This window comes from Streptomyces albidus (ex Kaewkla and Franco 2022) (assembly GCF_013870515.1).
GTDB classification, from domain to species: Bacteria; Actinomycetota; Actinomycetes; order Streptomycetales; family Streptomycetaceae; genus Streptomyces; species Streptomyces albidus.
This window is the reverse complement of record NZ_JACBXA010000029.1, coordinates 1-13,132: the sequence shown is the minus strand read 5'-3', so window position 1 is coordinate 13,132 and position 13,132 is coordinate 1. Positions and strand designations below refer to the sequence as shown.

The window sequence follows — 13,132 nt, the reverse complement described above, 5'->3', positions numbered from 1 at the left end:
TACGGAACGTTTGATCCGTAGAACGAAACACTGTTAGGCTCCGGCACATCCCGGAACCGACGCCACGTAAGAGGAGACCGCCCTGGACACCGCGTACTTGCTGCGTCGGGCCGCACGCAGTCACCCGAACTCGGTCGCGGTGGACGACGGCCGCGTCTCCTGGACGCTGCAGCAGCTGCTGGCCCGAGGCGAACGGCTCGCCAACGCCCTCGACTCACTGGGCGTCCCGCCCGGCGCAGCGGTCGGCATCCTGTCGCACAACCGCACGGCCTACGTCGAGGCGGACGTCGCCATCGCCCTGGCCCGGCGGGTCCGGGTCGCGCTCAACGCCCGGCTGCATCTGGAGGACTTCCGCTACGTCGCGGCCGACGCCGGCCTGCGAGTGCTGTTCCACTCCGCGGAGTTCTCCGAGCAGGCCGCCGCGCTGCGCGAGGAGTTCGGGATCGTCACCATCTCGTTCGATCCCCCGCTCCCCGACGAGATCTCCTTCGAGCAGCTCGTCGAAGACGGTTCCGGGGAGGTCCGGGTCCGCGAGATGGACCCGGAGCTGCCCGCCTGGGTCTCCTACACCTCGGGCACGACCGGCCGGCCCAAAGGCGTGCAGCTCTCGCACCGCGCCGTGCGCGAGGTCGCCTTCAACCTTCTGCTGGAGCTGGGCCCCGTGGTGCCGGGAGAGCAGATCGTCCTCACCCAGCCCGTCTCACACGGCGCCGGCTACTTCACGCTCCCCTACCTGCTCAGCGGTGCCGGCGTGCACGTACAACCGAAGTTCGACCCCGAAGAGGTGTGGAGTCTCTCGACGCGGGAGCGGGTCAGGACCCTCAAGCTCGTTCCGGCCATGCTCGAGCCGGTGCTTGCGGCGGAGAAGGGCAGTTGGGGCTACGAGACGATCGTCTACGGAGCCTCGAGCATTCCGGCACCCGTACTCGACCGCGCCGTCGAGCGCTTCGGCCCGACACTCGTCCAGGACTACGGGCAGTCCGAGGCGCCCATGACGATCACCTGCCTGCACAAGGACGACCACCTCGACCCGAAGGCACGCCTGTCTGCGGGGCGGCCGTGGAGGACGGTGGCCGTGGAAGTGCGCGACGAGGACGGCGGTGCCGTCGGCGTCGGCGAGACGGGTGAAGTCTTCGTCCAGGGCTCGCACATGATGACGTGCTACCTCAACAAGCCCGCGGAGACCGCCGAGGTGCTGCGGGACGGCTGGCTGCGCACCAAGGACCTGGCCGTCGTGGACGAGCGTGGCTTCATCCATCTGCGTGGCCGCCAGGACGAAATGATCATCTCCGGCGGGTTCAACATCGCGCCCCGCGAGGTGGAAGAGGTGCTCTGCACGCACAGTGCCGTGGACGAAGTAGTCGTACTCGGAATGCCGGACGAGCGCTGGGGGGACGTGGTGACCGCGGTCGTGCGTCCCCGCGCGGGAGCCGCTCTGACCGAGGAGGAGGTCCTGCGCTTCGCCCGTCCGAGGCTCGGCATGCGCGCGCCCAAGCAGGTGGCCGTGTGGTCGGAGATCCCCCGCAACTCCTACGGCAAAGTCGACAGGCAGGGCATCAAGTCCCTGCTGAGGCAGGAGGTTCGCTGTGACCGATGACGTGGTGATCGCGGGTGTCGGGATGCATCCGTTCGGCCGCTTCCCGGAGTTGTCGCTGAAGGACCTCTCGCGCGTCGCGACCGTACGGGCCCTCGTCGACGCCGGGATCGGCGTCAAGGACGTACAGGCCGCCTACAGCGCCAACGCCATGGCAGGGTTGCTCCAGGGGCAGGAAATGGTGCGCGGGCAAACGGTGTTGCGCGAGACGGGCATCGACAGGATCCCCGTGGTCAACGTCGAGAACGCCTGCGCCAGCGGATCGAGCGCACTGGCACAGGCGGTCATGGCCGTACGTGCAGGCGCGGCCGACGTCGTGCTGGCGGTCGGCTTCGAGAAGATGTTCGTCTCCGACCTCTCCTCGACACTCGACGCTCTGGAGTCCGCCGCCGACCTCGATGTGGTGCAGGGCCTGGGCATCCAGTTCACCGCCATCTACGCCATGCGTCTGCGGCGCCTCATCGCGGAAGGTTCGCTGAGCCTGGACGACATCGTCGATGTCGCCGTCAAGAGCCACGCCAACGGGGCTCTCAACCCGTACGCACAGCACCGCAAGGAGGTCACACCCGAGCAGGTGCGGGAGGCGCGCGTCATCGCCGATCCGCTGACGCTGCTGATGTGCAGCTCCATCTGTGACGGGGCGGCAGCGGCGGTCGTCGCGCGCGAGGGCGCGCTGCCGGCCGGCAGCCGGGCGACGGTGAAGGTGGCCGCCTCCCAGGGAGCCTCCGGTTTCACCGCGGACCCCGACGGCGAGAGCTCGCTGTCCACGATGTGCGCCGAGAAGGCCTACGGCGAGGCCGGGTTGGGGCCGGGCGACATCGACCTGGCCGAGGTCCACGACGCCATGGCGCCCGCGGAACTGCTTTACGCGGAACAGCTCGGCTTCTGCGATTCGGGACGCGCCGCCGAGTTCTTCCGCAGCGGAGCGACCAGGATCGACGGTTCCATGCCCATGAACACCAGCGGCGGGCTCTCCTCACGTGGCCACCCCGTGGGAGCGACCGGGCTCGCCCAGATCTGCGAACTGGTCTGGCAGTTGAGGGGAGAAGCCGGTGAACGCCAGGTGGCACGTCCCCGGTTCGCCCTGGCGCAGAACAGCGGCGGCTGGCTCGAAGGGGAGTCGGCGGCGGCGAACGTACACATCCTGGAGAGGGCGGAACCATGGGACTAGAAGAAGCGCTCGCCCGGACGCCGACCGGTGAACGCCCACGATTCGACACTTCCCGCGGCTCCCTCGTCGGGAGCCGGTGCACCGGCTGTTCGACGACCGTGTGGCCCGGGCGGGCCGTGTGCCACCGCTGCGGGAGCTGGGACGTCGAGGACATCGCCTTCGCGGGCACCGCTTCGCTGCTCACCTTCACCGAGGTGCACGTCGCACGGCCCGGGCTGGAAGCGCCGTACACGCTCGGACAGGTCAGGGTGGACGAGGGAGGGCCTCTCCTGTTCGGGCGGGTACGCGGGCTCACCGAAGCCGTTCGACTGCCCTGCCCCGTACGGATCGTGGTGAGCGGAACGGGGAGCGGGAAGCCGACATACTGGTTCGAACCGGCCGCCTGAGCGAGGGTGTTCAGTTCGGGCGCGTACGGCCGGTGATCTGCTCGGCCGTCTCACGGACGAGCTTCTCGAACTCCTTCAGCCGCGCGTCGCCGAGACGGGAGGCGGGCCCGAGGACGCTGAGCGCGGCGACGACGAATCCGGCGCCGTCGAAGACAGGAGCGCTCACCCCCACGGCCCCCGAGACGCGCTCACCGGAGCTGAACGCCGTGCCCCGCCGTGCGACCTCGTCGAGCTGCTCACGCAGGACGTCCATGTCGGTGATCGTGTCGGGCGTCATGGCCCGCGGCTCCAACGCGCGCAGCAGCGCTTCGCGTTCGGACGGCGGCATGAAGGCGATCAGCACCTTCCCCGCCGACCCGACGTGGATGCCCGCGCTCACTCCGAGCCCCGCCGTGTACCGGATCGCCTGAGGGCTGGGCAGCTCCTGGATGCAGATGCGCGAGTAACCGGCACGCACGTGCACGGTCACGGTCTCCTGGGTCTGCTCGCGCAGCTGCTCCAGGTTGAGGTCCGCGTCGAAGGGAAAGCCGGCACGCCCGCTGACGACGCTGGACATCACATGGAAGCAGGCCGGCCCGAGCCGGTATTCACCGCTGGTCTCGTCCTGCAGCACCATGCCCTTCTGCCTCAGCGTGGACAGGATGCGGTACGCGGTCGTCTTGGAAAGGGCGGTCTCGCTGCTGACGTCCCCCAGCCGGCGCGGACCGTTCCCGAGCGCCATGAGGATGTCGATCGCGCGCGCCACCGACCGTACGGGTGTCGCGGCGGATGAATCGGCTTCAGGCTCCACTGGACTAGCACCCTCCTGGCGTCGCCGCCCAATCTAACAAGGCCCCGGGTCCGCACTCCCGGCCCTGGCGTCCCGCGCGGAGACGAAGGCCTCGACGACCTTCTCCCTGCTGGAGCCGGGGCCGAGATGGCGATGGACGCCCGCGCTCAGCATCTTCTCGATCTCGCCCGGCTCGTCGATACCGCCGGCGATGACGGGGATGTCGACGCCCTCTTCGCGGAGACGCTCGACCACGTTGACGGCGAAGTGGCCGAGCCCTCCGCTCAGGCAGCTGACTCCGATGAATTCGGCGTCCTCGTCGACGGCCGTACCGACGATCTGGTCCGTGGAGACCCGCTTGCCGAGGTAGACGACCTCGAACCCGGCGTCGACCAGGGTCTTCGCGACCAGATTGACACCGACGTCGTGTCCGTCCAGGCCCACCTTGGCCAGGATGACGCGCCCCATCGCCCCGGTCATCGCCCGAACCCCGCGCGGGTCGCCGTGACCAACTCCTGCGACGTGGCGCCCGCCTTGAGAGCGGCGATCGTCGGCGGGAGGAGGTTGTCCGTGCCCGCCGCCGCACGCTCGAGAAGATCCAGAGCAGCACGCACCGCCTCGTTGTCCCTGCTCTCCTTGTGGAGCTTGAGCCGCTCGCGCACCTGCTGCTCGACGGCTGCGAAGTCGACCTCTCCCGCGCTCCGTCCGGCGAAGAGATGCCTGTGCTGCGGACTGCTCAGTACGTTGCCGCCGACCATGTCGCGTTCTCCCTCCTCGAGTTGGCGCTGCCGGATGCCCCGTCCGTCGTCGATGCGCTGACTGATGTAGCCGTTGCGCAGCGCTTCGAGGGCGCCGCCGTTGTCCTCGATCCGGAGCATCTCCTCCTTGACCTGCCGCGCGAGCGTTTCGTCGAGGGCGGCGAGCTTCTCGCTGCCGGCGAGCGGGTCGTGCGAGGCCGTCGCGCCGTGCTCGTAGCCGACGACCTGCATCGTTCGGAGGGCCAGGGCAGCGGCGTCGACCGAGGGGATGCGCAGTGCCTCGTCGTAGCCGGTCGCACAGAGGTAGTCGACCCCGCCCATCATCGAGCCGAGGACGCTGAGGGTGACGCGGGGGACGTTCACCAACGGTTCGTCGGCCGATTCGAGACCGTGGGCATAGCCCATGACCGTCATCACTGGCTGGCGTTCGACCGCGAGGCCGTAGCGGTCCCGCACGAGCTCCGCCCACAGGACGCGGGCGGTCCGGAACAGCGACGCACTGACGAACACGTCGCTGCGCTCGTTGAGGAAGAACATCATCTTCCCGAGCACGTCGGCGACTTCGTACCCGCGCCGCACCAACTCGTCGACGTAGACGAGTCCGTTGGCGAAGGCCAGAGCGACGGCTGCCACCGGGCCGGCTCCTGCCACGTCGTAATGGTTGGAGCAGACCGTGATCGCGGCTCCGGGGATGTCTTCGTCGATCGCGTAGGCGACGCAGTCGCAGGCGATCCGAAGAGCCTGCTCCGGGGTATGGATCTCGGTCCCCCGCGCTGTGAACTCCTTGAGCGGATCGTTCTGCATGACGAGCCGGACGCCGGTCGCGCCTCGGTCCCGAAGGACCGAGACCACCATCGCGAGGCCGATGTGCCCGACGGAGTTGGCCAGCATTCCGAGGCTGTCGGCGGCGTCGAGGTCGAGCCGGGAGGCGATGGTGGCGAAGTCGTCGAGCGTCGTGCACGAGACGCCGGCCCTGCCGACCTGGGCGAACGCCAGCTCGTGATCGGCGTCGTACCCGAGCTGGGAGGGCAGGTCGGCCGCCAAAAGGAAGGATTCGGCGCCGAGTTGCTGGAGCACGGACAACCGCTCGGCGGTCGCCTCCGGTGAACCGAGCCCGGAGTAGACCATGAACCTCGGACGGTAGGGCCCCGGTGATCGCGTGCGCTCCTGGGACCAGGTGCGCAGCGGCAGCTCCCCCGGCGAGTCGTACGACGCGTAGGTTCGCATGATGGGGACTTGGGCGTCGTTGGCCCACGTCCCGGGGTCGGGCGGCTCAGCCATGCTCGCGTCACGCTCGCTTCGTACAGAGTTCTTTCCGAGCGAGTTTCACACCATGGCACCGCTATTTCAATAGGTGGTCTCGGGGAGTGAAGCCCCCCTCGTCAGCGAGAGGTCCCGGCCCGGCGCCGCCTCGCGGCGGCGTCCGCGAACGACGCGTGCAGCGGTTCGAGGCCGGAAAGCAGGCAGCCGAGGGCGAGTTCGAAGCTGTCCTCGTCGATCTCCTCCGCATGGTCCGGGATGAGGTGGGCCTGGACCAGGTTCGGGTAGCGGTCGAGATAGACGCGGGTGTCGTCGGCGAAGCCGCTGCCGAACGGCGTGGTGGCCGCGCCGATGACGAGGTACTTCACCGAGGCGGCGATCATCGTCGCGTGGCGCGGGGGCCAGCCGTCACCCACGAGGCCGCCGTGTACGGCGTCCGCCATGGCGAGGAAGTCCTCACGCCTGCCGGTGCCGGCGGCCACCACGGGTGCGGCGCGGGGATGGGCGCTCAGCGCGGCGTAGTAGGACCTGCCCCACGTCTCGAGACCGGCACGCCAGCCGCTCCTGAACCCTGAGGTGTCCACCCGCTGGGTGAGGAGGTTCGCCACCGCGTCCAGGACGGCGTCCTTGTTGGGGAAGTGGCTGTAGAGCGAGGCGGCCTTCACATCCAGCTCCAGGGCCAGCTTCCGCATGGAGAGCGCGTCGATGCCTTCGGCGTCGATCAGCTCCAGGGCGGTGTCTCGGATGCGTGCGCGGCTGAGCAGCGGCGACCTGGGACGGGCCATGTCCTCACCGTCCTCCCTTCCCTCGAAATCCCCCGGCCCCGGCCGCCGGGTGGCGTCCTTGTCAAACCTAACGCTGTCAGGTTAGCGTCCCGGAGACCTGACGTCGTACGGTGACGAGGAGATCTTCGTGCCCCCCGTGACACCCCAGACCCCGCTCGGACTGTTCGGCACCGACTCGCTGATCGGCGAGGAGGACCGCGCCATCCGGGACACCGTCCGCCGGTACGTCGAGGACAAGGTGAAGCCGAGGCTTGCCGACTGGTACGAGGCCGGCACCGTCCCCGCCCGGGAGCTGGCAAGGGAGCTGGGCTCGCTCGGTGTCCTCGGGATGCATCTGACGGGGTACGGCTGCGCGGGCACGAGCGCAACGGCATACGGGCTGGCCTGCATGGAGCTGGAGGCGGGCGACTCGGGGCTGCGCTCGCTGGTCTCCGTACAGGGGTCCCTGGCGATGTTCGCCATCTGGAAGTACGGCAGCGAGGAGCAGAAGCAGCAGTGGCTGCCGGCGATGGCTGCCGGCGAAGCGATCGGCTGCTTCGGCCTGACCGAACCGGACTTCGGCTCCAACCCCGCGGGCATGCGCACCCGCGCCGTGAGGGACGGCTCGGACTGGGTGCTCAACGGCAACAAGATGTGGATCACCAACGGCTCGGTCAGCGACGTGGCCGTGGTCTGGGCGCAGACCGACGAGAGGGTCCGCGGGTTCGTCGTGCCCACGGACACTCCCGGGTTCTCGGCACCGGAGATCAAGAAGAAGATGTCGCTGCGCGCCTCGGTCACCTCCGAGCTGGTGCTCGAGGACGTACGGCTGCCGGAGTCCGCGGTGCTGCCCGGCGCGGCGGGGCTCTCCGGTCCGCTGTCCTGCCTGAACGAGGCCCGCTACGGCATCGTCTTCGGCTCGCTCGGCGCCGCACGCGACTGCCTCCAGACCGCCGTGGACTACGCCCGGCAGCGCGAGATCTTCGACAAGCCGCTTGCCGCGTACCAGCTCTCCCAGGCCAAACTCGCGGACATGTCGCTGGAGTTGGGCAAGGGCATGCTCCTGGCGCTGCATCTGGCCCGGCTCAAGGACGAGGGCTCGCTGCGGCCCGAGCAGGTCAGCCTGGGCAAGCTCAACAACGTGCGTGAGGCGATCGCCATCGCACGGGAATGCCGCACGCTGCTCGGAGCCGCCGGCATCACGCTGGAGTACCCGATCATGCGGCACGCCAACAACCTTGAATCCGTGCTCACTTACGAGGGCACGTCCGAAGTGCACCAGCTGGTGATCGGCCAGGCGCTGACGGGCGAGGCGGCCTTCCGCTGACGGCTCGGTCGGCGATCGCCCTCTCCGGGGACGGCAGTTGAGGGCGGACTGCCCGAGTTGGCTGACGAGGGGCTGTCGTCCGCAACACATGTCGCGGACGGCAACCCTCATCCCTCGCACAGGGAAGTGCCCGAGCCGGAACAGGCGGGTCCGTGGCTCACCCCTCTGTCGGCCTGAAGGCGAAGAAGACGGACACCGCTGCTCCTAGGGCCTGTCTGACAAATGGCGTCGTCCGCCGCGCAGGCGGCGCTCGCGGCGGATGGTGCGTGCAGCCGCAAGGCGGAGGATCGCCCTCGTAGTGCGCTACTCGGTCGATGCGACAACTGGGGGCACCTCCCGCGAAGCGGGGGAGGATGAGTCGTCGCGAGCAAGGCGAGATTTGTCAGACAGGGCTTAGGGCCGGTTCACCCGTCGTCCTCCAGCTCGCCCTCCGTCTCCAGGAAGACCTCGCGCAGCTCCTCCAGGACCTTCGGGTCCGGCTTGGCCCACATGCCGCGGGACTCCGCCTCCAGCAGGCGCTCCGTGATGCCGTGCAGCGCCCAGGGGTTGGCCTCCTGGAGGAAGGCGCGGTTGTCGGCGTCCAGGACGTAGGTCGCCGCGAGCTTGTCGTACATCCAGTCGGCGATGACGCCGGTGGTGGCGTCGTAGCCGAAGAGGTAGTCGACGGTGGCGGCCAGTTCGAAGGCGCCCTTGTAGCCGTGGCGCTGCATGGCCGCGATCCAGCGAGGGTTGACGACACGTGCACGGAAGACGCGGGAGGTCTCCTCCACCAGGGAGCGGGTGCGCACGGTCTCCGGGCGGGTGGAGTCGCCGATGTACGCCTCGGGTGCGGTGCCGCGCAGCGCACGTACCGTCGCGACCATGCCGCCGTGGTACTGGAAGTAGTCGTCGGAGTCCGCGATGTCGTGCTCACGGGTGTCGGTGTTCTTGGCGGCGACGGCGATGCGCCGGTAGGCCGTCTCCATCTCCTCGCGCGCCGGGCGGCCTTCGAGCTCTCGGCCGTAGGCGTAGCCGCCCCACGCCGTGTAGACCTCGGCCAGGTCGGCGTCGGTGCGCCAGTCGCGGGAGTCGATGAGCTGGAGCAGGCCCGCTCCGTACGTGCCGGGGCGGGAGCCGAAGATCCGTGTGGTGGCGCGGCGTTCGTCGCCGTGCTCCGCCAAGTCGGCCTGGGTGTGCGCCCGTACACGATTGTCCTCGGCCGGCTCGTCCAGGCCCGCGGCCATGCGCACGGCGTCGTCCAGCAGCCCGACCGCGTGCGGGAAGGCGTCCCGGAAGAATCCGCTGATGCGCAGCGTGACATCGACGCGCGGGCGGCCCAACTCCTCGAGCGGCACCGGCTCCAGACCGGTGACGCGCCGCGAGGCGTCGTCCCGGACGGGCCGGATCCCCAGCAGCGCGAGGGCTTCGGCGATGTCGTCACCGGAGGTGCGCATCGCGCTGGTCCCCCACAGGGACAGTCCGACGGAGGCCGGCCATTCGCCGTTGTCCGCGCGGTAGCGCTCGAGCAGCGAGTCGGCGAGGGCGACACCGGTGTCCCAGGCGAGCCGGCTGGGGACCGCCTTGGGGTCGACGGAGTAGAAGTTGCGCCCGGTCGGGAGCACGTTGACCAGACCCCGCAGCGGCGAGCCCGACGGGCCCGCCGGCACGAATCCGCCGCGCAGGGCGTGCACGACGTGGTCGATCTCCTGCGTGGTGGACGCCAGCCGCGGAACGACCTCGCGCGCGGCGAAGTCGAGGATGTCGGCCACGGGACCGGCCTGTTCGCGCCGCTCCTCGGGAAGTCCGGCGACCGCGGCGGTCACCGATTCAGGGTCCCAGCCGGCTTCCTCCATCGCTTCGACGAGCACGCGGGCGACTCCTTCGACGGCGTCGGCGTCTGTACGCACCGCCGCCGACTCGTCCAGCCCGAGGGCTTCGCGCAGCCCAGGCAGCGCGGCCGTCCCGCCCCAGATCTGCCGGGCCCGGAGGATCGCGAGGACGAGGTTGACGCGTTCGGGGCCTGTCGGAGCGTTGCCCAGCACGTGCAGGCCGTCGCGGATCTGCGCGTCCTTGACCTCGCACAGCCAGCCGTCGACGTGCAGCAGGAAGTCGTCGAACCCGTCGTCGTCGGGACGTTGCTCCAGGCCCAGGTCGTGATCGAGCTTGGCCGCCTGGATGAGCGTCCAGATCTGGGCGCGGATCGCGGGCAGCTTCGCCGGGTCCATGGAGGAGACCGCCGCGTACTCGTCCAGGAGCTGCTCCAGACGCGCGATGTCCCCGTAGGAGTCCGCGCGCGCCATGGGCGGCACGAGGTGGTCGACGAGAGTGGCGTGCACGCGGCGCTTGGCCTGCGTGCCCTCACCCGGGTCGTTGACCAGGAAGGGGTAGATCAGCGGCAGGTCCCCGAGGGCGGCGTCGGGCGCGCAGGCGGCGGAGAGACCGGCGTTCTTGCCGGGCAGCCACTCCAGGTTGCCGTGCTTGCCGAGGTGGATCATCGCGTCGGCGCCGAAACCTCCCCCGTCCCGCGGAGCGGAGAGCCAGCGATAGGCGGCCAAGTAGTGGTGGGAGGGCGGCAGATCGGGGTCGTGGTAGATCGCGATCGGGTTCTCGCCGAAGCCGCGCGGCGGCTGGATGAGGATGATGAGGTTCCCTCGGCGCAGGGCCGCGAGCACGATGTCCCCGTCCGGGTTGCGGCTGCGGTCGACGAACATCTCCCCCGGTGGCGGCCCCCAGTGCTCCTCGACCGACTCCCTCAGTTCGGCGGGGAGTTCGGCGTACCAGCGGCGGTAGTCGGCCGCCGGGACACGCACGGGGTTACGGGCCAGCTGCTCCTCCGTCAGCCACTCCTGGTCGTGGCCGCCCGCCTCGATCAGCGCACGGATCAGCTCGTCGCCGTCCCCCGACTCCAGGCCCGGAACGGGCTCGGCCTCCGGGCCCTCGCCCGCGTCGCCGAAGTCGTAGCCCTCCTCACGCAGCCGTCGCAGCAGAGCGACGGCGCTGGCCGGGGTGTCGAGGCCGACGGCGTTCCCGATGCGGGAGTGCTTGGTCGGATACGCGGACAGGACCAGCGCAATTCGCTTGTCCGCGGGGGCCGTTCGCCCGAGCCAGGCGTGGCGTACGGCGATCCCCGCGACCCGGGCGGCGCGTTCGGGATCGGGGATGTACGCCGGGAGACCGTCCTCGTCGATCTCCTTGAAGGAGAAGGGCACGGTGATCAGACGGCCGTCGAACTCGGGCACCGCCACCTGGCTCGCGGCGTCCAGCGGCGAGACGCCCTCGTCGTTGTCCTTCCAGGCGCTGCGCGGGCTGGTCAGGCAGAGCGCCTGCAGAACCGGCACGTCGAGCGAGGCGAGCGCGCCGGCGTCCCAGGCCTCGTCGTCGCCTCCTGCCGACGCCTCGGCCGGCTTCGTCCCGCCGGCTGCGAGGACGGTCGTCACGACGGCGTCCACGGGCCGCAGCGCGTCGAGCAGTTCGGGCTCCGGTGCGCGCAGCGAGGCGACGTACAACGGGAGCGGCCGGCCCCCCGCCTCCTCGATCGCAGCGCACAGGGCGTCGACGAAGTCGGTGTTGCCGCTCATGTGATGGGCCCGGTAGTAGAGCACCGCGACCGTGGGGCCCGTCACGTCCGGCTTCGCCTCGCGCTCCAGCGGCCCCCAAGTGGGCGCCGGTGAAGGGGGCTCGAAGCCGTGACCGCTGAGCAGGACGGTGTCGGAGAGGAAGCGGGCGAGCTGTTCGAGGTTCCCGGGGCCGCCGTGTGCGAGGTAGGCGTGGGCCTCGGTCGCGATGCCGATGGGGACGGTGGAGTTCTCCATCAGCTGTGCGTCGGGCGCCTGTTCACCGGTGAGGACCACGACGGGACGGCCCTGCTCCAGGACCTTCGCCAGGCCGTCCTCCCAAGCGCGGACCCCGCCGAGGAGCCGGACGACGACGAGTTCGACGTCCTCCAGCAGAGCCGGGAGGTCCTCGAGTTCGATCCGGGAGGGGTTGGCGTACCGGTAGCCCACCGGACCGGCCGCGGAACGCGCGCTGAGCAGGTCGGTATCGGACGTGGACAGCAGCAGGATCATGCGGCAGGCCTTCCTCGGGGTCCGCGCCCCAGGCAGTGAAGAGAGACGGCGGGAGTTCCTGGCTCGCCCGGCCGTGCCGGGCTCACAGTGGCGGGACCGCGCCGGATTCACACCGGCTTCCTCCCCTGACGCCGTCGCTGACGGTGGCGGGCCCGGGGGGCCCACCGCGGAACATAGTAAGGGTCACATCAACGGCGCAGGTGAGGCCGGTGCGCGAGGCCGTCGGTATGCTCCGGCCATGCCGCAACTCACCTCGACCGGTCCAGATCGGGCCGAACCGGCGATACAGCCCGTACGTGACCGCGGCGACGCCTGCCCCGGGGCGCTGCGCCTCCACCCCGCCGACGACGGCGCGCTCGCCCGCATCCGCATCCCCGCAGGTCTGTTGAGCGCGCGGCAGGCGCTGGCACTCGCGGACGTGGCCGAGGAGCTGGGCGACGCGCACCTCGACATCACCTCACGCGGCAACCTCCAGCTCCGGGGCCTCGACGAGAGGGAAGCGCCACAACTGGCCTCCGCGCTCGACGGCTTGGGGCTGCTGCCCGCCCCCCGCCATGAACGCGTCCGCAACATCGTCGCCTCCCCGCTCAGCGGGCTCGACGGTGCGGGGAACGCCGAAGTGGTGCGCTGGGCGACCCGGTTGGACGAGCTGCTGTGCGCGAGTGAGGCCGCCACGCAGTTGTCGGGACGCTTCCTCTTCGCCCTCGACGACGGGCGCGGCGACGTGGCGGCGCTCGATCCGGATGTGACATTGATCGCTCTGCCGGGCGACGAGGCTCTGCTCCGCGTGGGAAGCGAGACGGAAGCGGTGCTGGTGCCGGCGGCGGAGGCCGCGTCCTCGGCCCTGCTCGCCGCCGACGCCTTCCTCGCCGTCGCCGCAAGGGAGAGCGACGAGCCCGCGTGGCGCGTGCGCGAACTGCCGCACGGGAAGGGCCTGTTCGCGCACGGACTCGCCGAAAGGCTCAGCAGCCGCGGTGTTCCCGCCAGGTGCGTGTCCGAGATCCCGGTGCCCGTCGGGGCGGCGCCCGCGCCGGGCGTCGTCGAGGGACCGTCGAGC

The 13,132-nt window shown here is 70.3% G+C and carries 9 protein-coding genes, 1 pseudogene and 1 riboswitch; of the genes and pseudogenes, 5 read left to right on the top strand and 5 right to left on the bottom strand.

What is annotated here, in order from left to right; translation table 11 throughout:
* Positions 1-97 precede the first annotated feature (97 nt).
* From H5J26_RS07745 to H5J26_RS07735, 3 genes are read left to right on the top strand one after another with little or no spacing between them, the layout of a single operon-like run.
* A complete protein-coding gene (locus H5J26_RS07745; RefSeq protein WP_235980479.1) occupies positions 98-1,597 on the top strand; it encodes an AMP-binding protein in 1,500 nt (499 codons plus the stop codon).
* The gene (locus H5J26_RS32220; protein ID WP_181764977.1) at positions 1,587-2,765 is read left to right on the top strand and encodes a thiolase family protein; all 1,179 of its coding nucleotides are present in this window, start codon (positions 1,587-1,589) and stop codon (positions 2,763-2,765) included. The genes H5J26_RS07745 and H5J26_RS32220 overlap by 11 nt, the downstream gene beginning before the upstream one ends.
* Positions 2,756-3,151: a Zn-ribbon domain-containing OB-fold protein gene (locus H5J26_RS07735; protein ID WP_181764976.1), complete on the top strand. Its 396-nt coding sequence runs from the start codon at positions 2,756-2,758 to the stop codon at positions 3,149-3,151. Before H5J26_RS32220 ends, H5J26_RS07735 begins: the two co-directional genes overlap by 10 nt.
* Before the next feature lie 10 nt (positions 3,152-3,161).
* Here H5J26_RS07735 and H5J26_RS07730 read toward each other — a convergent pair whose 3' ends face one another.
* From H5J26_RS07730 to H5J26_RS07715, 4 genes are all read right to left on the bottom strand, one after another.
* The gene (locus tag H5J26_RS07730) at positions 3,162-3,941 is read right to left on the bottom strand and encodes an IclR family transcriptional regulator (protein WP_181764975.1); all 780 of its coding nucleotides are present in this window, start codon (positions 3,939-3,941) and stop codon (positions 3,162-3,164) included.
* Positions 3,942-3,974: 33 nt separating this feature from the next.
* Positions 3,975-4,400: a cobalamin-dependent protein gene (locus H5J26_RS07725; RefSeq protein WP_181764974.1), complete on the bottom strand. Its 426-nt coding sequence runs from the start codon at positions 4,398-4,400 to the stop codon at positions 3,975-3,977.
* Positions 4,397-5,959 (bottom strand): methylmalonyl-CoA mutase family protein, encoded by a 1,563-nt coding sequence (locus H5J26_RS07720; RefSeq protein WP_181764973.1) that lies wholly within the window; start codon positions 5,957-5,959, stop codon positions 4,397-4,399. Before H5J26_RS07720 ends, H5J26_RS07725 begins: the two co-directional genes overlap by 4 nt.
* 101 nt (positions 5,960-6,060) lie before the next feature.
* Entirely contained in the window at positions 6,061-6,723 is a 663-nt protein-coding gene (locus tag H5J26_RS07715) for a TetR/AcrR family transcriptional regulator (RefSeq protein ID WP_181764972.1), read from the bottom strand.
* Positions 6,724-6,850: 127 nt separating this feature from the next.
* On the opposite strand from H5J26_RS07715, the gene H5J26_RS07710 reads away from it, so the two are divergent.
* Entirely contained in the window at positions 6,851-8,029 is a 1,179-nt protein-coding gene (locus tag H5J26_RS07710; protein WP_181764971.1) for an acyl-CoA dehydrogenase family protein, read from the top strand.
* A 404-nt stretch (positions 8,030-8,433) separates the two neighbouring features.
* Here the strand turns inward: H5J26_RS07710 and cobN are convergent, their stop codons facing one another.
* Positions 8,434-12,075, bottom strand: a complete 3,642-nt coding sequence (gene cobN, locus H5J26_RS07705; protein WP_181764970.1) for a cobaltochelatase subunit CobN — start codon at positions 12,073-12,075, stop codon at positions 8,434-8,436.
* Positions 12,076-12,107: 32 nt separating this feature from the next.
* A riboswitch (cobalamin riboswitch) is annotated at positions 12,108-12,256 on the bottom strand.
* 57 nt (positions 12,257-12,313) lie between these two features.
* Here cobN and H5J26_RS07700 point away from each other — a divergent pair.
* A pseudogene (locus H5J26_RS07700) lies at positions 12,314-13,132 on the top strand (cobalamin biosynthesis protein CobG); the annotation flags it as partial.

Bases quoted from the DNA above. Each gene is read 5' to 3' on its own strand.
- H5J26_RS07735 (WP_181764976.1), top strand. From the start codon at position 2,756: ATGGGACTAGAAGAAGCGCTCGCCCGGACGCCGACCGGTGAACGCCCA.
- H5J26_RS07725 (WP_181764974.1), bottom strand. From the start codon at position 4,400: ATGACCGGGGCGATGGGGCGCGTCATCCTGGCCAAGGTGGGCCTGGAC.
- H5J26_RS07720 (WP_181764973.1), bottom strand. From the start codon at position 5,959: ATGGCTGAGCCGCCCGACCCCGGGACGTGGGCCAACGACGCCCAAGTC.
- H5J26_RS07715 (WP_181764972.1), bottom strand. From the start codon at position 6,723: ATGGCCCGTCCCAGGTCGCCGCTGCTCAGCCGCGCACGCATCCGAGAC.
- cobN (WP_181764970.1), bottom strand. From the start codon at position 12,075: ATGATCCTGCTGCTGTCCACGTCCGATACCGACCTGCTCAGCGCGCGT.